Source organism: Mycolicibacterium sp. lyk4-40-TYG-92 (assembly GCF_030209435.1).
Lineage (GTDB): Bacteria > Actinomycetota > Actinomycetes > Mycobacteriales > Mycobacteriaceae > Mycobacterium.
Map to the genome: position 1 here is coordinate 249,370 of NZ_JARVRX010000014.1, position 22,141 is coordinate 271,510.

The 22,141-nt window shown below is 65.8% G+C and carries 26 protein-coding genes; 12 read left to right on the top strand and 14 right to left on the bottom strand.

Annotation, left to right across the window (positions count from 1 at the left end; all coding sequences use genetic code 11):
- Positions 1–2: 2 nt before the first annotated feature.
- A complete protein-coding gene (locus QRN63_RS20965) occupies positions 3–464 on the bottom strand; it encodes a hypothetical protein (protein WP_285032559.1) in 462 nt (153 codons plus the stop codon).
- On the opposite strand from QRN63_RS20965, the gene QRN63_RS20970 reads away from it, so the two are divergent.
- From QRN63_RS20970 to QRN63_RS21015, 10 genes are read left to right on the top strand one after another with little or no spacing between them, the layout of a single operon-like run.
- Entirely contained in the window at positions 463–1,734 is a 1,272-nt protein-coding gene (locus QRN63_RS20970; RefSeq protein ID WP_285032560.1) for an NADH-ubiquinone oxidoreductase-F iron-sulfur binding region domain-containing protein, read from the top strand. The two genes, QRN63_RS20965 and QRN63_RS20970, sit on opposite strands and share 2 nt — an antisense overlap.
- Positions 1,731–2,027 carry a ferredoxin gene (locus QRN63_RS20975; RefSeq protein ID WP_285032561.1) on the top strand — a complete coding sequence of 99 codons (297 nt, stop codon included), beginning with the start codon at positions 1,731–1,733 and terminating at the stop codon, positions 2,025–2,027. Before QRN63_RS20970 ends, QRN63_RS20975 begins: the two co-directional genes overlap by 4 nt.
- 5 nt (positions 2,028–2,032) lie before the next feature.
- A complete protein-coding gene (locus tag QRN63_RS20980) occupies positions 2,033–3,676 on the top strand; it encodes a thiolase C-terminal domain-containing protein (RefSeq protein ID WP_285032562.1) in 1,644 nt (547 codons plus the stop codon).
- Positions 3,673–4,587: an alpha/beta hydrolase gene (locus QRN63_RS20985; RefSeq protein ID WP_285032563.1), complete on the top strand. Its 915-nt coding sequence runs from the start codon at positions 3,673–3,675 to the stop codon at positions 4,585–4,587. The genes QRN63_RS20980 and QRN63_RS20985 overlap by 4 nt, the downstream gene beginning before the upstream one ends.
- The gene (locus QRN63_RS20990; protein WP_285032564.1) at positions 4,587–5,405 is read left to right on the top strand and encodes an NAD(P)-dependent oxidoreductase; all 819 of its coding nucleotides are present in this window, start codon (positions 4,587–4,589) and stop codon (positions 5,403–5,405) included. The genes QRN63_RS20985 and QRN63_RS20990 overlap by 1 nt, the downstream gene beginning before the upstream one ends.
- A complete protein-coding gene (locus tag QRN63_RS20995) occupies positions 5,402–6,205 on the top strand; it encodes an NAD(P)-dependent oxidoreductase (RefSeq protein ID WP_285032565.1) in 804 nt (267 codons plus the stop codon). Before QRN63_RS20990 ends, QRN63_RS20995 begins: the two co-directional genes overlap by 4 nt.
- On the top strand, positions 6,202–7,413 hold the full coding sequence (locus tag QRN63_RS21000; protein WP_267316413.1) for a cytochrome P450: 1,212 nt from the start codon (positions 6,202–6,204) through the stop codon (positions 7,411–7,413). The genes QRN63_RS20995 and QRN63_RS21000 overlap by 4 nt, the downstream gene beginning before the upstream one ends.
- Entirely contained in the window at positions 7,410–7,613 is a 204-nt protein-coding gene (locus QRN63_RS21005; RefSeq protein WP_285032566.1) for a ferredoxin, read from the top strand. The genes QRN63_RS21000 and QRN63_RS21005 overlap by 4 nt, the downstream gene beginning before the upstream one ends.
- On the top strand, positions 7,610–8,662 hold the full coding sequence (locus QRN63_RS21010) for an NAD(P)H-dependent amine dehydrogenase family protein (protein WP_285032567.1): 1,053 nt from the start codon (positions 7,610–7,612) through the stop codon (positions 8,660–8,662). The genes QRN63_RS21005 and QRN63_RS21010 overlap by 4 nt, the downstream gene beginning before the upstream one ends.
- Positions 8,659–9,414 (top strand): SDR family NAD(P)-dependent oxidoreductase, encoded by a 756-nt coding sequence (locus tag QRN63_RS21015; RefSeq protein WP_285032568.1) that lies wholly within the window; start codon positions 8,659–8,661, stop codon positions 9,412–9,414. The genes QRN63_RS21010 and QRN63_RS21015 overlap by 4 nt, the downstream gene beginning before the upstream one ends.
- A gap of 23 nt (positions 9,415–9,437) precedes the next feature.
- Here the strand turns inward: QRN63_RS21015 and QRN63_RS21020 are convergent, their stop codons facing one another.
- The 13 genes from QRN63_RS21020 to QRN63_RS21080 all read right to left on the bottom strand — a co-directional run bounded on the left by QRN63_RS21020 (position 9,438) and on the right by QRN63_RS21080 (position 19,734).
- Positions 9,438–9,728 (bottom strand): DUF1330 domain-containing protein, encoded by a 291-nt coding sequence (locus tag QRN63_RS21020; RefSeq protein WP_020102581.1) that lies wholly within the window; start codon positions 9,726–9,728, stop codon positions 9,438–9,440.
- Between the two features lie 14 nt (positions 9,729–9,742).
- Positions 9,743–9,937 (bottom strand): ferredoxin, encoded by a 195-nt coding sequence (locus tag QRN63_RS21025; protein ID WP_267316409.1) that lies wholly within the window; start codon positions 9,935–9,937, stop codon positions 9,743–9,745.
- The gene (locus tag QRN63_RS21030; protein WP_267316408.1) at positions 9,934–11,223 is read right to left on the bottom strand and encodes a cytochrome P450; all 1,290 of its coding nucleotides are present in this window, start codon (positions 11,221–11,223) and stop codon (positions 9,934–9,936) included. The genes QRN63_RS21025 and QRN63_RS21030 overlap by 4 nt, the downstream gene beginning before the upstream one ends.
- Before the next feature lie 96 nt (positions 11,224–11,319).
- Positions 11,320–12,165: a TauD/TfdA dioxygenase family protein gene (locus tag QRN63_RS21035; protein WP_285032569.1), complete on the bottom strand. Its 846-nt coding sequence runs from the start codon at positions 12,163–12,165 to the stop codon at positions 11,320–11,322.
- On the bottom strand, positions 12,162–12,497 hold the full coding sequence (locus tag QRN63_RS21040; protein WP_267316406.1) for a hypothetical protein: 336 nt from the start codon (positions 12,495–12,497) through the stop codon (positions 12,162–12,164). Before QRN63_RS21040 ends, QRN63_RS21035 begins: the two co-directional genes overlap by 4 nt.
- 2 nt (positions 12,498–12,499) lie before the next feature.
- Complete coding sequence (locus QRN63_RS21045) at positions 12,500–13,759, bottom strand: aromatic ring-hydroxylating oxygenase subunit alpha (protein WP_285032570.1); 1,260 nt, start codon at positions 13,757–13,759, stop codon at positions 12,500–12,502.
- A gap of 39 nt (positions 13,760–13,798) precedes the next feature.
- On the bottom strand, positions 13,799–14,542 hold the full coding sequence (locus QRN63_RS21050) for an SDR family NAD(P)-dependent oxidoreductase (RefSeq protein WP_285032571.1): 744 nt from the start codon (positions 14,540–14,542) through the stop codon (positions 13,799–13,801).
- An 8-nt stretch (positions 14,543–14,550) separates the two neighbouring features.
- Positions 14,551–15,567, bottom strand: coding sequence for a ferredoxin--NADP reductase (locus QRN63_RS21055; RefSeq protein ID WP_285032572.1), 1,017 nt, complete (start codon positions 15,565–15,567; stop codon positions 14,551–14,553).
- A gap of 168 nt (positions 15,568–15,735) precedes the next feature.
- Positions 15,736–16,188: a MarR family winged helix-turn-helix transcriptional regulator gene (locus QRN63_RS21060; RefSeq protein WP_267316402.1), complete on the bottom strand. Its 453-nt coding sequence runs from the start codon at positions 16,186–16,188 to the stop codon at positions 15,736–15,738.
- A complete protein-coding gene (locus QRN63_RS21065; RefSeq protein ID WP_285032573.1) occupies positions 16,188–17,447 on the bottom strand; it encodes a metal-dependent hydrolase family protein in 1,260 nt (419 codons plus the stop codon). Before QRN63_RS21065 ends, QRN63_RS21060 begins: the two co-directional genes overlap by 1 nt.
- Positions 17,444–17,773, bottom strand: a complete 330-nt coding sequence (locus QRN63_RS21070; RefSeq protein ID WP_285032574.1) for a hypothetical protein — start codon at positions 17,771–17,773, stop codon at positions 17,444–17,446. Before QRN63_RS21070 ends, QRN63_RS21065 begins: the two co-directional genes overlap by 4 nt.
- Before the next feature lie 2 nt (positions 17,774–17,775).
- Positions 17,776–19,041, bottom strand: coding sequence for an aromatic ring-hydroxylating oxygenase subunit alpha (locus tag QRN63_RS21075; RefSeq protein ID WP_285032575.1), 1,266 nt, complete (start codon positions 19,039–19,041; stop codon positions 17,776–17,778).
- 90 nt (positions 19,042–19,131) lie between these two features.
- Positions 19,132–19,734 (bottom strand): TetR/AcrR family transcriptional regulator, encoded by a 603-nt coding sequence (locus tag QRN63_RS21080; RefSeq protein WP_267316398.1) that lies wholly within the window; start codon positions 19,732–19,734, stop codon positions 19,132–19,134.
- Between the two features lie 90 nt (positions 19,735–19,824).
- Here QRN63_RS21080 and QRN63_RS21085 point away from each other — a divergent pair, with 90 nt between their 5' ends.
- Positions 19,825–20,979, top strand: coding sequence for a spirocyclase AveC family protein (locus QRN63_RS21085; protein ID WP_285032576.1), 1,155 nt, complete (start codon positions 19,825–19,827; stop codon positions 20,977–20,979).
- A 6-nt stretch (positions 20,980–20,985) separates the two neighbouring features.
- On the top strand, positions 20,986–22,140 hold the full coding sequence (locus QRN63_RS21090; RefSeq protein WP_285032577.1) for a spirocyclase AveC family protein: 1,155 nt from the start codon (positions 20,986–20,988) through the stop codon (positions 22,138–22,140).
- Position 22,141: the final 1 nt, after the last annotated feature.

Here is a 22,141-nt window from a genome sequence, read left to right on the forward strand (position 1 = left end):
CTTCACACCGTGCGGATGTGCACCTCACAATTCAGCGACGCCTCCAGCGCCGTGTGGATGCGGCTCTCGGGAATCCGTTCCAGATCGACTTCGGCCACAGTCACGGTGACGATGTCGAAGCCTTCGGCGCCGGGTTCGCGTGCCACTTCTCCGGTGATCCCGAATCGCGCCAGCACGCCGTGCGCGTCGTCATCGGTCCCACGACTGACGTAGGTGACGACACCGAGTTCCGGTGCGGTGCCGAACGCCTTGGCGCACAGGGCAACACCGGAGTCCGGCTCACGTCCGGCAATCAGCAGTTGCACCTGGCGGCGCCGGGTCGGCATTGCTGCCAGATCCACGTCGAGCACGTCCAGACCCGCCGCGGCGGCAAGCTGCTTGAGGACCGTCATGCCGTCCGCTAACTGCTCGGACGTGAGTTCACCCGCCGGGTCGACATCCACCCGTACCACCGCCGTGCGCATGCCGGTCAGCCTAACGGTGGCCGCCTGGCCGGGGCTCATACCTCGGCTGCTGCGTGATGGCGGTGAGACTTATCACGACTACGTCGCGGCCGGCGGCTACCGCGATCTCGCCGATCCCCAGCATCTGCTCGACCAGGTCGAGCGCTCCGGGCTCCGCGGCCGAGGTGGCGCCGCATTCCCCATGGCGGTCAAACTGCGTTCGGTCCGGGCGGGCGGAAGTGACCGGGGCGGAGCCGTCGTCGTCGCCAACGGCGAAGAGGGCGAGCCGGCGTCCATCAAAGACCGCTGGCTGCTGCGCAACCGGCCGCATCTGGTGCTGGACGGGTTACGGCTGGCGGCGACCATCGTCGGCGCCCAGCGCACGTACGTCTACGTGTCCGACCCCGCCGCTGCGGCCAGTGTGGAAGCCGCTGTCGCGCAGCGTAACCCGAGATCGGCTGTCGAAGTCGTGACTGTCGCGCCGGGGTACGTTGCCGGCGAGGAGACCGCTGCCGTCCGCGCCATCAACGGCGGCCCGGCCAAGCCAACCGACAAACCACCGCGCCCGTTCGAACAGGGTGTCGGCGCGCTGCCCACGCTGGTCAGCAATGTGGAGACCCTGGCAAACCTCCCCTACATCCATGCCCATGGCGGGGCGGACTTCAAGGCGATCGGCACCGCAGCCTCACCGGGTACGTTCCTGGCGACCATCACCGGAACGGGCCGGTCACCTGCCCTCTATGAGCTGCCGCACGGCGTCAGATTCGCCGACATGCTCGAATTCCACGGTGTGCCGGCCGAAATGGCAACAGGCGCCCTGATGGGCGGCTACTTCGCCGGCCTCCTGGGTCCCGGCGTGCGGGACGCGACACTAGACCATGACACGCTGCGCCAACTGGGTAGCGGTCTGGGCTGCGGCGCCATCTCGATCCTGAACGGCGACTGCCCGGTAGCGGTCGCCGCGTCGGTGCTGGCGTATTTCGACCGGGAGAACGCCGGGCAGTGCGGGTCGTGCTTCAACGGCACCGCGGCGATGGCCGCTGCCGCAGCGGGCCTGCGCGACGGCGTCGCAACGGGTGACGACATCGCACGACTGCGGCGGTGGTCCCGGGAACTGCGTGGGCGCGGCGCGTGCGCGACACTGGACGGTGCGGCCAACATGGCGGCCAGTCTCCTCGGTCACTTTCCCGACGATGTGGTGCGTCATCTGGAGAATGGTTGCCCGGCATGCCAATCCGGAGAATTCATCACCATGCGTCCCTACGAAGTGGAGGCGGTGATGACGGCATGAAGATCCGCCTGGACCGGACGATGTGCGACGGGTTCGGCGTCTGCGCCAAGCACGCGCCGTCGTACTTCTCCCTCGACGACTGGGGATACGCGTCACTCGTCGGCACCGGCGAGGTGCCCGAGGCGGACCAGCCCGCGGTGCTGCGCGCGCTGCTGGACTGCCCGGTGCACGCCATCATCGACATGGCCGGCGGCCCGATCGTGGTGCCCACATCCGTGCCGCTTCCCGGCGAGGCACCTGAGCCACACCCCGAGACCGAAGCCAACGAAGCAGAATGGGGATTTGTCCGTTGACTCGCATGCCACTGCCGCAGGTGACGCCCGAGAACGAGTTCTATTGGACCGCAGGGGCCGACGGTGCGCTGCGCTTCACCGAATGCGAGAACTGCAATGCGCTGATCCATCCCCCGGCGCCGGTCTGCCGGTACTGCCGCGAGCGAAAAATGGGCGTCCGCCAGGTATCCGGTCTCGCGACCCTCATCGGCTTCACGCTCAACGAACGATTCAGCATTCCCGGGCTGCCGGCACCCTACGTGGTCGCCCAGGTGGCTCTGGTAGAAGATCCGCGAGTTCGACTGACCACCAACATCGTCGACTGCGATCCCGAACAGCTGGCCCTGGGCCAGCAGGTGGAAGTCGTCTTCGAACAGCACGAGGACGTGTGGCTGCCGCTGTTCCGTCCGGTCGCCGACCAGCCGGCGCTGGCCCCGCTGCCGACCGACGCCATCGAACCGCAGGACTTCGCCAAACATGTGCGCCCGATGATCACCACCGAGAAGTTCGAGGACAAGGCTGCGATCACCGGTATCGGTGCCTCGCAGATGGGCCGCCGTCTCATGCTGGACCCGCTGGCGCTGACCATCGAGGCATGCGAGAACGCCATCGCCGACGCAGGACTGACCATCGGCGACATCGACGGGCTGTCCACCTGGCCCGGCGCCGGTCTCCCCGGCCCGTTCGGCGAGGGCGGGGTCACCGCGCTGGAAACTGCGCTGGGCCTCAAACCGACCTGGTACAACGGCGGTCCTGAGACATTCGGGCCCGGCGGCTCCGTCATCGCGGCCATGCTGGCCGTCGCCGGCGGGCTGGCCCGTCATGTGCTGTGCTTCCGCACCCTGTGGCAGGCCACCTATGACGAACTCATGAAGCAGGGCAAGGCCGCACCGATGGGTGGAACCCGGACCACCAGCTGGCAGATGCCGTTCGGCGCGACGTCGGCCGCACACACGCTGGCGCAGAACGCGCAACGCCACATGCACCGCTACGGCACAACCAAGGAGACGCTCGGCTGGATCGCGTTGAACCAGCGGGCGAATGCCGCGCTGAACCCGACGGCGATCTACCGCGATCCGATGACCATGGACGACTACCGCAGCGCCCGGCCGATCACCACGCCGTTCGGGCTCTACGACTGCGACGTGCCGTGCGACGCGTCGATCGCCGTCATCGTGTCGGCGGTCGACGTGGCCCGCGACACGGCCAAACCGCCGATCCGCGTCGAAGCGGTGGGCACCCAGATCCTCGAACCGATCGAGTGGGACCAGAGCACGCTGACCCACGAGCCGCAGGTGCTCGGCCAGGCCGCGCACCTGTGGACCCGAACCAGTCTGCGGCCCAAGGATGTTGACGTCGCCGAACTCTACGACGGGTTCACGTTCAACTGCCTGTCCTGGATCGAAGCGCTCGGCTTCTGCGGTATCGGGGAGGCCAAGGACTTCCTCGACGGCGGCACCAACATCGCCCGCGATGGCGTGCTGCCCCTGAACACCCACGGCGGTCAGCTCTCGCATGGCCGCACCCACGGCATGGGCCTGGTCTACGAGGCCATCTCGCAGTTGCGCGGCGAGGCCGGCGAACGTCAGGTCGCCGACGCCCGCGTCGCGGTGGTCAGCAGCGGTGGCCTCACCCCCAGCGGGGTGCTCCTCCTGCGGACCGACTCATGAGCGCGGCGAGTAGCGCAAGCGGATCGCCCGTCAGCCCCGTGCCGCGGATGGTCCGCGTCGGCGACGTCATGATGTCGGGACTGCTCGCCGAAGCGGAAACGCCACGCGCCGTCATCGTCGCGGTGCACGGGGGTGGCAGCAGCGCAGCGTATTTCGATTGCCCTGGCCACCCACGATTGTCTCTGCTGCGCACCGCGGCAGCGCTCGGGTATACCGTCGTCGCCCTCGACCGCCCCGGATACGGGGCATCCGGCGCCTACCCGGACGCGGTCGGGCAGCCGGCGCAGAGGGTTGCGCTGGCCTACGGCGCGGTCGACGCCATGCTGGGACCGCGCGATCGCGGCGCCGGCGTTTTCCTGCTCGGCCACTCCAACGGGTGCGAACTGGCCTTGCGCATGGCGGTCGACGAAAGAGCCGACCGGGCGGACGTTTTCGGCATCGCACTGGCCGGCACAGGTCTGCGTTATGAGGCCGCCGCACTGGAGATGCTCAAGTCGGCGTCGGTCACCCACCGGCCGCCCGGGTTGCGCGAACTGCTGTGGCAGCCGGCGGAGCTGTATCCGCCGCTGACGAACACGCCAAACGCCCGCAGCGGCGCCCGGTACGAAGCGGCGATGGTCCAGGATTGGCCCCGCAACGACTTCCCGGCGCTGGCCGCCGACGTTCAGGTGCCCGTGCACTTCACCGTCGCCGAACACGAGCGGGTGTGGCAATCGGATCCCGATGCCCTCGCGGCCATCAGCGGATTGTTCACCGCCGCACCGCGTGTGACGGTCCACCGGCAGGTCGGGGCCGGCCACAACATCAGTGTCTCGGTAGGGGCCGCGGCCTACCACCTCACCATCCTGGCGTTCATCGAGGAGTGTCTGGCCACCCAGGCCGGTACCACGGTCACATTGGAGGTCGGTTAGTGCGAGTCGGGTTCATCGGTCTCGGCAGCCAGGGGGCGCCGATGGCGCGCCGCATCGTGGCGGCCGGCTATCCGCTGACGTTGTGGGCCCGGCGGCCGGTCTCCGTCGAACCATTCGCCGACACGGCGGCCAAGGTCGTCGAGACACCCGCCGAGTTGGCCGCCGTCAGCGATCTGGTCTGCGTCTGCGTGGTCGGAGACGACGACGTCCGCCAGGTATTGGAAGGCGACGACGGTGTCCTCGCCGGGTTGGCGCCAGGCTGCGTGATTGCCATCCACAGCACCGTCCACCCCGACACCTGCCGAGAGCTGGCGGAAACCGCAGCAGCCAAGGGTGTTTCGGTGATCGACGCACCGGTGAGCGGTGGCGGGCCGGCGGCTGCCGAAGGTCGGCTCCTGGTCATGATCGGTGGCGATCCGGACGTCGTGGCACGCTGCCGCCCGGTGTTCGCCACCTATGCCGAGCCGATAGTCCACCTCGGCGGCGTCGGATCCGGGCAGGTGACCAAGCTCCTGAACAACCTGCTCTTCACGGCCCACATCGCGACGGCGAAGTCGACGCTGGACCTCGGCGCGGCACTGGGTGTGCCAGTGGACCGCCTCGCCGAGGTGATCACGCAGGGTTCGGCAAACAGCTTCGCGCTCGGCCGTATCGCGCAATTCGGCGGCAGCCTGGACGTCCTCAAGTCCGTGGCGGCGGACCTGCTGAAGAAGGACGTCGGCCTGATCGCGGACCTCGCCGAGACCGCCGGTGCCACGCCGGGCGCGGTACTCGAATCCGCCGACGCCGCACTGGGTTTGATGGGTCGTACCCGGTGAGCACGGTCGGCTTCGTCGGCGCGGGGCGCATGGGTGGCGCCATGGTCCGCCGCCTCGTCGCAGCCGGCCACCAGGTGAATGTCCTGGCCCGTTCTCGGGAGAAGAGCACTGCCATAACCGAACTCGGCGCGACACCGGTTGCCGATCTGGCCGCCGTCAGCGCGGACGCCGACGCGGTGATCCTCTGTGTCTTCACCGACGAGCAGGTCCGGACCGTCGTCGACGCCCTGACGCCAGAGCTGCGCGCAAGCACCGTCCTGGTCATCCACACCACCGGCAGCCCGCACACCACTGAAGCCATTGCCGCCCGCGGGATCGACGTCATCGACGCCCCCGTCAGCGGCGGGCCACACGACATCGCCGCGGGCCGGCTCACGTTGTTCGTCGGCGGGTCCGACGCCGCACTCGAGCGGGCCCGGCCGGTGCTGGCCAGCTATGGCGACCCCATCGTCCACGCCGGTCCGCCGGGCGCCGGTCAGCGAGTCAAGCTGATCAACAACGCATTGTTCGCCGCCCAGATCGGGTTGATCAGCGCCGCAGTCGAACTCGGTGAACAGCTCGGTGTTCCGGAACCGACACTGCTGGCGGCACTGCCCCACGCGAGCGCAGGCAGCCGCGCGCTGGACAGCATCGCGCGAGCGGGTTCGGCAGCCTCGTTCCGTGCGGTCGTCGGCGAGTTCCTGAGCAAGGACGTCGCGACGGCCCGGGCCACCGCAGCTGAGTTGGGCACCGGTCTGGGTGTCCTCGACACCATCATCGACACCGGCATGGCGCCGACGGGGGGGAGCAACACCGCATGACCGCAACGAAACTCGTGTTCGACCCGTTCTCCGAGGACTTCTTCAACGGACCGTGGGAGACCTACCGGCGAATGCGCACGGAAGCACCTGTGTACTACAGCGAGGAACACGACTTCTACGCGCTGTCCCGGCACGAGGACGTCGCTCCCGCCTACCGCGACTTCGAGACCTACTCGTCGGCGTACGGCACCGATCTCGCACAGGTGCGTACCGGACTCGAATTGCCGGGCAACATGCGAATGATCATCTTCATGGATCCGCCCGAACACCGGCACATCCGCAGCCTGCTGAACAAGGTGTTCACTCCGCGCGCGATCCAGTCCCAGCGCGACATGGTCCGGGCCAAAATCGACAAGTACCTGCACCGACTCGACCCCGACGGATTCGACGCCGTCCAGGACTTCACCGGACCGTTTCCGGTCGAAGTGATCACCAACATGATGGGCGTCCCCGATGAGCAGGCCCAGCAGGTCCGGTATTGGATCGATGAATCGCTGCACCGCGAGATCGGCCAGGTCGAAACCTCCGAACACGGTATCCAGGCTTACCTCGACAGCGCGGCTTTCTATTTCGAGCTCGCGCGCCAGCGCAAGGAAGTACCCGGCGACGACTTGATCAGCCGCCTTCTCGCCGCCGAGACCGAACGCGAAGACGGAACGGTCACCAAGCTCGAGGACTACGAAATCGCCGGATTCGCCTCGCTGTTGGGCGGCGCGGGTGCCGAGACCGTGACCAAGCTGGTCGGTAACGCCGTATACCTTTTCGCCCGGCATCCCGAGCAGTGGCAGAAGCTGCGCAGCGACCGCAGCAAGATTCCCGCCGCTGTCGAGGAACTCTTGCGGTACGAGGCGCCGGCACAGTACAACGTGCGCCGCAGCATGAAAGACGTGCATCTGCACGGTACGACGATTCCCGAGGGTGCACCGGTCTTCCTGCTCGGCGGTTCAGCCAACCGCGATCCCGAGGCGTGGACCGAACCGGACACCTTCGACATCGACCGCAACCACACCGAAGCCCAGAACCTCGGATTCGGATACGGCATTCACAGTTGTCTGGGAGCGGCACTGGCACGTATGGAGAGTGCCGTCGCGCTGGAGGCCCTGCTGGATTTCATGCCGCGCTACGAAATCGATTGGGACGGTTGTCAACGCGTCCACATGCAGAACGTGATGGGCTGGCAGAACATCCCGGTACGGGTGCTGCGATGAGCAAGGTCAGTGTCGACTTCGGGCTCTGCGAGAGCAACGGCGTCTGTGACGCCATCATCCCCGAAGTGTTCCATCTCGACGACCAGGACTACCTGCACATCCTGGCGGACGAGGTGACGCCGGCCAACCGGGATCGCATCCTCGAAGCGGTCCGCCAATGCCCGCGCCAGGCCATATCGATCATGGAGGATCCCGCATGAAGCCCTACCGCGTCGTCCAATGGACCACCGGGAACGTCGGCAAGAGCTCGGTCAAAGCCCTTGCCGCGCATCCGGACCTCGAACTCGTCGGCTGTTACGCCTGGTCACCGGACAAGGTCGGGGTCGACGTCGGTGAGCTGTGCGGGGTCGATCCGGTCGGCGTAGCGGCCACCAACGACGTCGACGCCCTGCTGGCGCAGAAGCCGGACTGTGTGGTCTACAACCCGATGTGGATCGATGTTGACGAAGTGGTGCGCATCCTGGAAGCCGGCGTGAATGTTGTCACGACCGCATCGTTCATCACCGGACACAACCTCGGTCGCGACCGGGACCGCATCATCGAGGCCTGCCGGGTCGGCGGCTCGACCATGTTCGGCTCCGGGGTCAGCCCGGGTTTTGCCGAGCTGCTGGCGATCGTCGGCGCGATGGCGTGCGACCGCGTCGACAAGGTGACCATCGCCGAATGCGCCGACACCACGTTCTACGACTCCCCCGCCACCGAAATCCCTTGCGGCTTCGGCATGCCGATCGATTCGCCGGACCTGTCGCCGATGGCCGCCGCGGGTACCGCGATCTTCGGCGAGGCGGTACGGCTGCTCGCCGACTCGCTCGGCGTCGAACTCGACGAGGTCCGGTGCGAAGCCGAATACGCCCAGACGACAGCCGATCTCGACCTGGGGTCTTGGACCATCGGGAAAGGCTGCGTCGCGGGTGTCGCGGCGAGCTGGCAGGGTGCGGTAGGCGGTAAGGTCGTCGTCGAACTCAAGGTGCGCTGGCGAAAAGGCCAGTCCCTGGAACCTGATTGGCAGCTCGACGCCGACGCCTGGACCATCACCATCGACGGCCGCCCGACCGTCACCATGAAGGTGAACTTCCTGCCACCGCCGGATTTCCAGGCGACGACAATGGCGGAGTTCATGACCCTCGGCCACATCATGACCGCGATGCCCGCCGTCAACGCCGTCCCGGCGGTTGTCGCCGCCGCGCCGGGAATTGCCACCTACAATGACCTGCCACTGACCCTGCCACGCATGAAAGGCCTTGTATGAAAGAAGGATTCGAGGACCGCGTCGTCGTGATCACAGGTGCGGGCTCGGGTATCGGACGCGCCACCGCCCTGGCATTCGCCAAGGCGGGCGCGCGCGTCGTCGCCACCGACATCAACGGTGACGCAGCCGGCGAAACCGCCGCGTTGATCGGCGACGCCGCCGTCGCCATCGCCGCGGATATCGCCGACGAGGAATCCGTAGCGCACGCGGTTACCGCGGCCCTCGACGCCTTCGGCCACATCGATGTGCTGTCCAACAACGCGGGCGTCATCGACACCATGGCGCTACCGGCCGATACCACGCTCGCCGAATGGGACCGGGTCATCCGGATCAATCTGACCGGCACGTTTATCGTGACGCACGCGGTGCTCCCCCACATGCTGAACCAACAGCGCGGCGTCATCGTCAACACCGGCTCGGCCGCCGGGGTACGCGGTGGCACGGCGGGCGCCGCGTACACCGCCTCTAAGCACGGCGTCATCGGCCTGACCCGCAGCATCGCCTGGTCCTACGCCAAGGACGGGATTCGGTGCAACGCGATCCTGCCCGGACCCACATTGACCGGAATCACCGGCAGCATCAGCGGATTCGACGAGACCGGGCAGGCCCGCCTGACGCCCATCATCTCGGCGGCCCCGAACATCGCCCTGCCCGAGCAGATGGCCGATGTGATCGTCTTCCTGGCCTCCGACGCCGCCGCATTCGTCAACGGCGCGATCGTGGCGGCCGACGGCGGGTGGTCAGCGGGCTGAGGCCCGCTGACTGCCGGCCCCTGTCAGGCCCCGAAGCCCGACAGGATCACGGCGTTGCAGTCCGCGGCCGACTGGCGGACCTTCGCCGCCGCCTGGTACGCGTCGGACTCGTACCAGGCCCGCGCGGCATCCACCGACTCGAACTCCAGCACGACGGTCTGGTTACCGTGCCAGCTGCCCTCGAGCACCTGGGGATTCTGGTCCACCGACACGATCGTCGCGGACGACATCGCCTTGCCGGCCAGCTTGGCGTACTCCGCCATGCCGGCAGGATCCTTGACGTCCTCGGTCAGGATCACATATCCCTTGGCCACTCGAATCTCCTTGACTAGTCGTTCTTCTCGACGATTGCTTGTTCCGGGCAGTTCGTGATGGCATCGCGAACCGCTACCTCGAGATCGGGGCCGATCTCCGCGGGGTCGGCGACCGCATAACCGTCGTCGGTCATGCTGAAAACATCGGGACACAGCGTGAGGCACATGCCGTGCCCACGGCACCGGTCCTCGTCGACGACAACCTTCATGACGCGCTCCCGGCAGGATCGAATTCGAGATGGAGGTCGATGATGCCACGCAGGATGTAGGTCGGAATGTATTGGTAACGGCGGTTTCCCGCCGGCCCGTGGTGTGCCTCGGAGATGCGGATGTCAGAGGTCCGGTCCAGAAGACGTTCCAGTGCCACGCGGGTCTCGGCCCGCGCCAACGGCGCACCTGGGCAGCTGTGGATGCCGCGCCCGAATGCCAGATGCTGGCGGGCGTTCTTGCGCTCGGCATCGAAGGTGTCGGGATCCTCGAACCGCCGCGGGTCGCGGTTGGCCGCGCCATTGATCACCATCAGCGTGCAGCCCGCGCCGATCGCCTCGTCACCGATCGTGGTCGGCACCCGCGAGAGCCGGAAGTCGCCCTTGACGGGACTCTCTATGCGCAGGCACTCCTCGATGAAATTCGGTAGCAGACTGCGGTCTTCGCGCAGTCTGGCCTGGATGTCGGGGCGCTCCCCGATTACCTTCAGCGCCGTGCTGAGCAGCCGGACAGTCGTCTCCTGACCGGCCGAGAACACATTCGTGGCCACGCGCACCACGTCGTCCACCGTCGGCATGGTGCCGTCGGGGAACGTGGCGGTCGCCAGACCCGTCAACACGTCGTCGCGGGGTTCGCGGCGGCGGTCCTCGACGTACACCGCGAAGGCCTCGTAGAGATACTCGAAAGGCGTTTTGGACAGCGTCTTTTCGTCGGTGCTGCCCAGCCCGCCGCCGTGAGTGCCCTTCGCGAGGCGCTCGAGCAATTCGGGGCAGTCCTCGTCGGGAACCCCCAGGAGGTCGGCGATGACGCGCAGCGTGAACGGCCCGGCAAACCCCTTGATGAACTCGCCCGCGCCGGGCGCCAGAAACTCACCCAGCATGTCGTCGGCGATCCGCCACATCGCGTCCTCGTTCTCCTTGAGGCGCTTGGGGGTGATCAGCCGCATCAGCAGAGCGCGGTGATTGGTGTGCGTCGGCGGGTCCAGCGTGGGCAGCTGGTCGCTGTACGGAATCTCGTCGCGGTGCTTCTCGATGAGTTCGGTGACATCGTCACCCTCGAGCGGTACCGGAAAGCCCGGGAACGGGCCCGTCACCGAGATGCACGACGAGAAGGTGTCGGCGTCGTTGTAGACATCGACCGCCTCCTGCCAGCCGGTGACCATCGTGACGCCGTGGTGCTCTTCACGCGCCACGGGGCACTTGTTGCGCAGGGCCGCGTAAAACGGGTACGGGTCGTCGGTCAGCCGATCATCCCGGAAGAAGTCGACCGCGGTGAGGTCTTCCGACACCTGTCCTCCATTCAAGCAAGATCACATGAGAATGTGATTCTCAAATATGGTGATTAGATTTCCACAGGACGTCGTCGGCGTCAATGCGGCTGACGCTCATTGGATCGGTTCGTCTCCGAGCACGGTGGTGCGCAGCATCTCCCGCGGCGATCCAGGGTCGTAAGGCGCGGCGCGGTGCAACACCCCGCGGTTGTCCCAGATGACGGTGTCCCCCACCGACCACGTGTGGCTGTACACCTTGTCGGGCGCCGTGGCGCGCTCCAGCAATTCGGCAAGCAGCGCTCGCCCCTCATCCGGATCCATGCCGACGACGTAGTCCGCCGACGCACCAAGGACCAGCGACTTGCGTCCGCTGCGGTGCGTCCAGACCAAAGGGTGCTCGTGGGTGCGCCGCGACCGCCACACCGCCAGCATCTCCGGCGACGGGTCGGGTGTGACGCGGCGTTGCGATGCCTCCAGCGAATGCACCACCCGCAGCTGCCCGTACCGCTGCTGTTCCTCGCCGCTCAATTCGTCATACGCACCATAGGAATTCGCGAACTCGGTCTCCCCGCCGGCGTCCGCCACCGCGACAGCCGAGAGGACGGTCGCCTTCTGCGGGCACGTGTCCTCGATGGGTGTGCAACCGTCGATGTGCCAGTCGAACGTCGCCCGCAAATAAGCCGCCGAGGCGTTCTTCGACGTGTCGAGGGTGATCGGGTAGATGCCCGCCACCCGATGGTGCCCGTCCGCGGAGTAATCGACAGGTCCGAGCCGACGGCAAAACGCAACCTGCTGCTGCGGATCAAGCCGCAGACCCCGAAAGACCAGAACGCCGTTGTCTTCCAAGGCATCCAGGACTGCCGTGGCCAGCGCACCGTCGGTGGCCAGTCGTTCGGCGTCGATGCCGATCACTTCCGCCCCGACCGACGACGTGAGCTTGTTGATGGTCAGGACGCTCACGGCACCGGCGCCCCGATGCGATTCATGACGGCGTCGGCCGAGTCGGCGGGCTTCTGGGTACCGAAGATCTCGACGGCCATCGACACCATGATCATCGAGTAGATGAGGTGCAGCAGGTTGAGCGCATCGTCCGGCAGATCCTCGAGGCCGAACTTGTCGCAGTAGTCGATGGCTTCTTCGAAGCGCGGCGTGAAGGCGTCGTAGAACTCCCGGATTTCGGCCATCGGAGTGTTGAGGCGCATTTCCCAGCGTTCGGGTTCGGTTGCCAGGCACCACTTCTCGGCGAACGATTCGAACTCGGCGAAGGCGCTGGGAAGTTTGGTTTCCGCCATGATCACACCCCCACCGGGGTCCGCTGGGCCTTGTACCGCTCGACCCAGTCGACAGACACCTTGTGCAGATGCCGAACCAGGATCTCCTGATCGGACAGCGGGTAGTCGTCGACGACGTCGTACTCCAGCGCGGCCTGGGTGCCGCCGAGCATGCCGGCGTCCTGCAGCGCGAACTCCTTGAGCACCACCGAGGCGACCTCGTGCTCGATGCGCTCGCGCACGGTCCGTGCCGGGTGAAAAGCGTTGTACGCCTCGAACTTATGGGTATTGTGCGACGTCGGCCAGTACCGGTACAGCAGATACCAGCCGTGGTAGATCAGGATCTCGAGATTGGGGAAGATCTGGAAGTTCGTGATGCCCCACGGTTCGATGCCGCCCGGGTTGAGGCCTGCCGAGAAGTGGGTCTCCGGGGTACGCCACGGGCCCACCAGGCCGCTGCGGGTGATCCGCTCGACCGGGTACATGTAGTCCGGATCGAGCTTCCAGCGCCGGGTACCCGCGGTCGACACGAGGCGGTGCGGCCCGTCGATCTGGAAGTGGCCGCACTCGAAGGAGGCATTTGGTTGACGCACCGCGCTCGGCACCTGCTGGGAGTGCAACGACGGGACGTGGTAGTACTCCTGGAACGCATCGGCGAAGATCTTCCAGTTGCTGTTGTTCTCCGCCGCAAAGTCGTAACGCTCGGTCATCAACCCGAACGGATAGTCGTCGAGCGCCGTGATCATAGGGCCGAGGAACTCGCGCAGGGTCCACTGCGGCTCGGGATCGAAGTTGATGAAGATGAAGCCGTTCCACACGTCACAGTGCACGGGCTTGAGGCCGTACCGCGAGCTGTCCAGCCCGAAGAACTCGCCCTCCTGCTGCACGAACGTCAGGTCGCCTTTGAGGTCGTACCGCCAGCCGTGGTACTTGCAGGTGAACTGCCGGCACCCGCCCCTGGTCTCCTCGTTCGGAAAGTCGTTCCACACCAGCTTGTTTCCGCGGTGGCGGCAGATGTTGTAGAAGGCGCGGATCTGTTGGTCCTTGCCTTTCACCACGATCACCGACGTCCTGGCGGCGTCGATCTCCTTGGTGAAGTAACTGCCGACGCGGGGCACTTCCTCGATCCGCCCGACGTTGAGCCACGCACGTTTGAAGACCGCTTCGCGCTCGAGTTCGTAGAACTCCGGCGAGGTCGAGTCGCGGAACGAAATCGGCCCGGTGCCGAGTTCTGGATAGTGCTCGGTCCAGCTGCCTTCCGCGGGCTTGGGCCACTTAGCCATGAACTCCTCCTCGAAGTTGTTCCATCACATCGCCTGCCGTCACATCACGGCCCCGCCGTTGACACCGAGGGTCTGCCCGGTGATGAAGCCGGCCTCCGGCGAGCACAAGAAGCCGACCGCAGCGGCGATGTCGTCACCGGTACCTAGATGTCCGACGGGGATGCTGGCCGCCATCTGCTCATTCGGGGGCAGGTTTCCCGCCGCCTGAGATTGGTGCTGCATGGGAGTCTCGATGCCCGACGGCGGCACGTTGTTCACAGTGATTCCGGCCGGGCCATATTCGCGGGCAAGCGATTTCGTCAGCGACAGCAGCGCGCCCTTCGATGCGGCGTAGTGCGCCATCCCTGGCGACCCACGCTGCGCGCTCGACGACGAGATCATCACGATGCGACCCCACCCCGCCGCCAGCATGTCGGGTATCGCGACCTGACAACAGTGGAACGTGCCGGTCAGATTGACGTCGATCAGCCGCTGCCACGAAGCCACGGTGATGTCGGTGAAGGCCGCGAAATCGACCACACCGGCACTGGTGACCAGGATGTGCACCGGCCCGAACTCGCTGCGCACCTTGGCGAAGGCGTCCTCCACGGAAACGCGGTTGCTGACGTCGGCGGCGATCCCGAGCGCTTCGACCCCGTCGGCGCGCAACGCTTCGGCGACCCGCTGCGCCGCTTCACCATTGAGGTCGAGGACGGCGACCTTGTGTCCCCGCCGCCCCAGCTCATGGCAGGCCGCCTCACCCATGCCCGACGCACCACCGGTCACCACAGCCACGCGTGTCATGTGCACTCCTACTCGTAAACCACTCGGACAGTCCTGCTGGTCGGCAGGGACTGGCAGGTCAGGACCCAGCCGTCGGCGACCTCGTCGTCGTCGAGGGCATCGTTGTTGAGCATGCGCGCACTGCCCTCGACGATGCGCGCCATACATGTTCCGCAGGAACCGGTTTCGCACGACGACGGCGCCCGCAACCCGGCGATTCGGGCCGTCTGCAGCAGGGTGTTCCCCGCCCGGTACTCGACGGTCGTCTTGCGGCGGTCGAGTTCGATGGCGACTTCCTCGGTGACCGAGGCGGCCGCATCCTCAGCGGTGACCTCAGCGATCTGGAAGCGCTCCAGGTGAATTCGGCTGCGCGGCGTCCCCGTCTGCATGACAGCGGATTCCACCGCGTCCATGAAAGGCCCGGGCCCGCAGATGTAGTACTCCGCGTCATCGGCGTCGGCGATGAAGGACGCGATGGCCTCCGGCCGCACGATGCCGTCGACGTCGTCGAGGTGGTGACGCACTGTCAACCGGTCAGGATGGGACTCGGCCAGTGCGGCAAGGGAATCGGCGAAGATCACCGATTCGCGGCTGCGGTTGGCATAGAACAACCGGATGCGCCGCGAGGTTCCGGCGAGTGCGGCGCCGATCAATGAGTGGATCGGCGTGATCCCGCTGCCGCCGGCGAAGGCGACGATGTCGCGCTCCCCGTCGCCCAGCACGAATCGCCCTTCGGGCGGCGCGGCATCGATGCGATCGCCGGCCGCGGCGGTGTCGTTGAGCCAGTTCGAGACCAGGCCGCCGCCGTCACGTTTGATCGTGATCTGCAGGTCGTCGCCGTTGTGGGGGGACGACGACATCGAGTAGCACCGCCGGTGCTGGTCGCCGTCCACCTGCACCCGCAGGGTCAGGAATTGCCCTGCCTGGTAACGGAATCGGGGCGCGCAGTCTTCGGGGATGTCGAGAACCAGCGACACGGCGTCGCCGGTTTCCCGCACCACCCGCTTGATGCGCAGTGACGCGAAATCGTCCACAAGATCAGCCATCTCGTCGAGAGTATCAAGTACTTGTTATTAGTATCAAGTGCTTGATACTTGGAACATTCTCTTGCGCGTGGCTCGCCGCTGACACAATGTCGGCCTCAGAGCGCGGTTGGGGCTATATACGGTTGAGGACGCTCTCAGACCGACATTGTGATCGAGGCGCAGTACTACTCAGTCCCCGATGTGGTCGGCAATGAGCTTGTGCCCGGTGCCCTGTTCTACGACGCGCGTCAGCAGTCGCTTCAGGGTCTCCTGCTCGTCGGCGGTGAGCACACCGAACACCGCTTCGTGCGCCTCGACGGCGTCACTGACAACAGCCGCCGCGGTCTTGCGCCCCTGCTCCGTCAGGAAGGCCTGCAGGATGCGGGCATGCTGCGGGTCCGTCTTGCGTTCCACGAGCCCACGATCCTCGAGCGCCTTGAGCGCCAACTGCACGCCCTGCGGCGTGATGAGCAGCCGGCGGGCCAGATCCGCGCCGGACAGCCCCGGCTCGTTGGCGAGTTGGCGCAGCACACCGATCTGGGCGGTGCTGACGCCATGACCGCTGACGGCCTCGTTCACCGATGTCAGCGAGAAGTAGAACGCCTGCTTGAGATGCCAGAGGAGGTTCTCGTCCAGGTCCACTACGCACCTCCATCGACCTGCTTGAAGATCTGCCCCGCTTTCATCACGAAGCGCACGTCCAGCGTACTGGCGATATCGCTGGACACGTCCCCGGGGACAGCCACGATGTCCGCGAGGAAGCCGGGGGCCAAGCGGCCGAGCTCATCGTCGGCGTCGATGAGTTCGGCGCTCGTGACGGTCGCGGCGCGGATGGCCTGCATCGGCGTCATGCCGCGGGAGACCAGCGCGCACAGCTCTTTCGCGTTCTGCCCGTGTGGTACCGCCGGTGCATCGGTTCCGCAGGCGATGCGGACCCCGGCGGCGATGGCCTTCGGCAGCATCGCCTGCGCCCGAGGAAACACCACCTCGGCTTTCTTGCGCAGCTCGGGCGCGATGCGATCGATCGCCATCGCCTCGGTGAGGTAGGTCGTCGACACCAGGAAGGTGCCGGTGTCGGCCATCAGCTTGATGGTGTCGTCGCTCGCCAGGAAGCCGTGTTCGATGCAGTCGATGCCGGCACGGATGCAGGCCCGGATCGCACTGTCCCCCACCGCGTGTGCGGCCACGCGCACCCCGGCTCGATGCGCCTCGTCGGCGATCGCGGCGAACTCGTCGTCGGAGTACTGCTGGGCACCCGGGGCGGTGCTGTGCGACATCACCCCGCCGGAGGCCGACACCTTGATCAGCTTGGCGCCGTGCCGGACCTGGTAGCGCACGCAGGCGCGGACCTCGTCGACGCCATTGGCGATGCCCTCCCCGACGGACAGCGGCATGATGCCCGGCGCCAGGCGCTGGAACACCGTCGGGTCCAGGTGACCTCCGTAGGGCGTGACGGCGTGGCCGGCCGGGTAGATCCGGGGCCCGGCATGCCAGCCCTGCTCGATCGCCCGCATCAGCGCGACATCCAGCAGGTAGCCGCCGGTCTTGACCATCAGCCCGAGGTTGCGCACGGTGGTGAATCCGGCGTCCAGCGTGGTGCGCGCGTTGACGGCACCGCGTAGCGTGCGATACGCCGGATCGTCCTGCACACCGTGCATCGGGCTGGGCAGCCCTTCCGGCCCGCCGGGCCCGCCGATGAGCAGGTTGAGCTCCATGTCCATCAGACCCGGCAGCAGCGTCACGTCGCCGAGGTCGACGACTTCTGCCGAATCCGGCACCGGTTCAACGGGATTGACGGCCTTGATGCGGTCGCCCTCGACCAGGATCACGGCCGGCGACCGCACCTCGCCGGTGTCGACGTCGGCCCAGCGGGCGGCGCGCAGGACGGTGAGTGCCGTCATGGGACCGGTTCGTAGACGCAGTCGAGTTTCGTGGCTCCGGAGTCGGGAACCCGAGGCTGCTTCCAGCACTCCACGGGGAACGACACCATGATCATGGAGTACAGCAGGTGCATGAGGTTCAGGACATCCTCGGGCATGTCATCGAGACTGAACTTGTCGCAGAACGCGATGGCGTCTTCCGCCCGCGGTGTTATCGCATCGTAGAACGCCTGCATCTGCGCCATGGAGCTGTCCAGCCGCTTGGCATAGCGCTGCGCCTCCGTCGGCAGGCACCACTCGGAAAACGTTTCCAGGTCGGCGAATTCGGCCGGCAGCTTCACCGTCATGCTCACACCCCCGCGGTCTTGCGCTGGTAGTCCTCGATCCAAGCTGCGGTCTCGTGGTGCAGGTGCCGGATCAGCACCTCCTGGTCGCACAGCAGGAATTCGTCGACGGTGCGGGACTCGATCATCGACTGCGTGGCCTCCAATGTGTTGGCGTCCTGCAGGCCGTATTCCTTGAATGTCACCGCCGCGAGCTCCTGGCCGATGCGCTCGCGCGGACTGCGTGCCGGCGGGAAATACAGCGTGCATTCGAAGGTGTGGGTGTTGTACGACGTCGGCCAGTAGTGGTAGGTCAGATACCAGCCCTGGCCCCAGAACAGCACGACGAAGTTGGGGAACAACTGGAACGAATCCAGGCCCCACGGATCACATTTCGCCGGATTGAGGCCGGCGGGCATCTCCCCAAGGTCCGGTGAGTCCCACGGCCCGAACAGCCCGCTCTGGCAGATGTCCTCCATGGGCTTGCGCATCTCTGCGCCCATCTCCCATACCCGCACCCCGGACGTGCTGACGAGACGGTGCGGCCCGTCGATGCGGTAGTGCGGCGCCTCGAAACCGGCCTGCGCCGCCGCCGCCGAATAGTTGGTCGGCGACTGGTTCGCATGCAGCACGGGTGCGTGGTAGAACTCCTGGAACGCATCCATGTAGAGTTTCCAATTCGCTTTGACCTCAGAGCGATACGTGAACTTCGAGGTCAACTTCTCGAACGGATAACCCTCCAGGCCCAGGATCATGGGGCCCAGGAAATCACGCAGCGACTGCTCGGGTTCGGGCGCGAAGTTGACGAAGATGAAGCCTTCCCAGACGTCGCAGTGCACGGGCACCAGGCCGTACCGCTCCTTATCGAGGTCGAAGAACTCGCCCTCCTGCTGCACGAACGTCAGATTGCCGTCGAGGTCGTACCGCCAGGCGTGGTACTTGCAGGTGAACTGCTTACAGAACCCCTTGGTCTCCTCCAGCGGCATGTCGTTCCACACCAGCTTGTTGCCCCGGTGCCGGCAGATGTTGTGAAACGCCTTCACCTCGCCGGCGTTGTTGCGCACCACGATGATCGAGGTGTTCACCACCTTGAGTTCTTTGGTGAAGTAGCTGCCCTTGCGCGGAAGTTGTTCGACGCGACCGACATTCAGCCACGCCCGCTTGAACACCGCTTTGCGTTCGATCTCGAACTGCTCGGGGCTGATCGAGTCCTCGTACGACACCGGGTCGGTGCCCAGCCGCGGATAGTGTTCGGTCCAACTGCCCTCGGGCGGCTTGGGAAACCGAGCCATGGCGCACTCCTTCTCGAGGTGACTTCACAGCCGACGGTATCTGCCCGGTGCCTCAATGACAAGTAGTTGATATTCAGCCCGGAGCGGGTGTCAGGCGAACTTGATGGCCGAGACGTACATGTCGACGACCGGCCGGAACAGGTCGACGCCGTCGAGCTCGTTACTCAACACGATGGCGTCGCTGGTGGCCAGCAGAATCTGCGCGAAAGTCGACGCGGGAATCAGGAGCGTGCCCCCCAGGCGGTCGACACCTTCGACGATGAAGCCGGCCAGTGCCTCGACCACCTCCGATCGCCTGGCCGCCACGCGGTCTCGCACTTCGGGGTTGCGCAGCAGATAGAGGGTGAATTCATAACCCAGCGCGGCGTGTTCGGCGCCACGGCCGCGACTGAGCTCGAGCCAGCGCTCGGCGATCTCGTCCCGCTCATGCGCCCCGACGCGCTCCGACCGCGACATCACTTCGGCGAACTTGTCGAAGTACTGGCGCCAGTAGCGGTCGTTGACCGCCAGGAACAGGTCTTCCTTGGTGGCGAAATGCTTGTAGATGGCGCCCTTGGTATAGCCGGCGACGGACGCGATCTCATCGAGAGTCGCTGGTGTGAAGCCCTTTTCGGCGAAGACGTCCTCAGCCGCATCCAGCAGCAGCGACCGCGTGTGTTCCAGTCGCCGTTCCCGCGTCCACCGCTCCACCATGGAAAAATTCTGCCACAGATTCCAAGATTCCCATTGGAAACTCAGATACTCATTGGTATCTTCAAGGCAACACGAACTCGAGGAGGCCTCGTGAGTGAAATGCTGAGCAAGAAATCCACTGTCACCGAGTCGCTGGGCGGAACCGCGAATCTCGTTGGCAGCCAAGCCCCGTCGACGCCGGTCAAGATCTGGGCGTTCTTCGGTGGCGCCCTGCTGCTGTTCCAGGTCTATGTCTGGACCCGTTGGGTCACCGGGCCGTATTTCACCCGCGTGCCCGCCGGTCCGACGGATCCACCGACATACATGAAGGTCATGCTGATGGTGAACTGCGCCTTCATGGTGGTGGGCTTCCCCGCCGCCGTGTGGTGGTTCCTCATCAGGCCGTGGCTGCGTGAGCGCCGCATCACGCTCGACGGCATGCTGTTCGTGTCGTGCGCGCTGTTCTTCTTCCAGGATCCCCTGCTCAATTACACCAACACCTGGTGCACGTACAACATGTGGATTTGGAACATGGGCTCCTGGACGTCGAACATCCCGAGCTGGGTCTCCCCTGAATCGCCCGGACACCAAGTGGGCGAACCACTTCCCATCAACATGCCCGGCTACGGCATGGTGCTGGTGACCCTGATGGTCGGCTGCTGGGCGATGCGCAAGATCAAGTCGCGCTGGCCGAACATCAGCAACTTCCGATTGATCATGGCGACATACGCCTTCTGCTTCTTGTTCGACTTCGTCATGGAGGGATTGATCCTGCTGCCGATCGGGCTCTTCGTCTACCCCGGTGCGATTCAAGCGGTGTCGTTCAACGCCGGCACCTACTACCAATGGCCCGTCTACGAGGGGCTCATGTGGGGCGCCGTCATGACCGCGTTGTGCTGTCTGCGGTTCTTCACCGACGATCGCGGCCGCACTGTCGTCGAACGGGGCCTCGACCACGTCCGCGGCGGCGTCTTCCGGCAGCAACTTGTCCGGTTCCTGGCGATCTTCGCCGCGTGCAGCGGCGCGTTCTTCTTCTTCTACAACGTCCCCGCGCAGTGGTTCGGCCTGCATGCCGACCCGTGGCCCGAGGACGTCCAGAAGCGGTCGTACTTCAGCCAGAGCGTTTGTGACGAACACACACCGTGCCCCAACCCGGTGCTGCCCATCCCGACCAAGCGCTCCGGCTATATCGACGTCAACGGCAAGCTCGTGCTCCCGCCGGGCCAGGAGATGCCCAAGGACGCCCCAGTTCAGATCGGGAAGTGACGCCGCATGAGTGATCTCTCACAGAGAAAAGCGGTTGTCACCGAACCGCTCAGCGGTGCGGCCCTCGGAACACCGCCCAAGATCACGCCCGTGCGGATCTGGGCCGCGGTCGGTGGCGCGATCCTGGCGTTCCAGCTCTACGTATGGACCAGGTGGGTGACGGGACCGAACTTCGAGCGGGTGCCCGCCGGCCCGAGCGACCCCCCGATGTACATGAAGGCCATCCTGTTCACCTGGACGGGCGTCATCATCGTCGGCCTGCCGGTTGCGGTGTGGTGGTTCATCATCCGGCCCTGGCGGCGCGAGCGACGCATCACCCTCGACGGCATGCTGCTGATCGCGTGCGGCCTGCTGTTCTTCCAGGACCCGCTGCTGAACTACGTCAACACCTGGAGCACGTACAACACCTGGATGTGGAACCGCGGTTCGTGGGTGCAGGACGTTCCCGGATGGATGTCGTTCGGCGAGCCCGGACGCATGATGGCCGAACCGTTCCTGATGAACGCACCCGGTTACTGCTTCATCCTGCTGTGCACGATGCTGGGCTGCTGGGTGATGCGCAAGGCAAAGGCGAAGTGGCCGGGCATCAACACCCTCGGCCTCATCGGCGTCGTCATTGTCTGGACGTTCTTCTTCGATTTCGTGATCGAGGGCCTGTTCCTCATGCCGATGGGGCTGTTCACCTACCCCGGCGCCATCCGGGCCCTGTCAGTCAATCCTGGGACGTACTACCAATGGCCGATCTACGAGGGTCTCATGTGGGGCGGCGTTCAGGCGGGCCTGTGCTGCCTGCGCTATTTCACCGACGACCGCGGCCGCACCTTCGTCGAACGCGGACTGGACACCGTACGCGGTGGCATTGTGACACAACAGATCACGCGCTTTCTGGCGATTTTCGCCGCCTGCAGCGCGTTCTTCTTCGTGTTGTACAACCTGCCCGCCCAATGGTTCGCCATGCACCAGGACCCCTGGCCCGAGGATCTGTTGAAGCGCTCGTATTTCCTGATGGGTGTCTGCGGCGACGGCACCGACCGGGCCTGCCCCGACCCGTCGATCCCGATTCCGCTACAGAACTCGAGCTACGTCGACATCCACGGCCAGCTGGTGACGCCAGAGGGTGTCACGCTTCCGAAACTCGTTCCCGTCGAGAAGGGCAAATGAC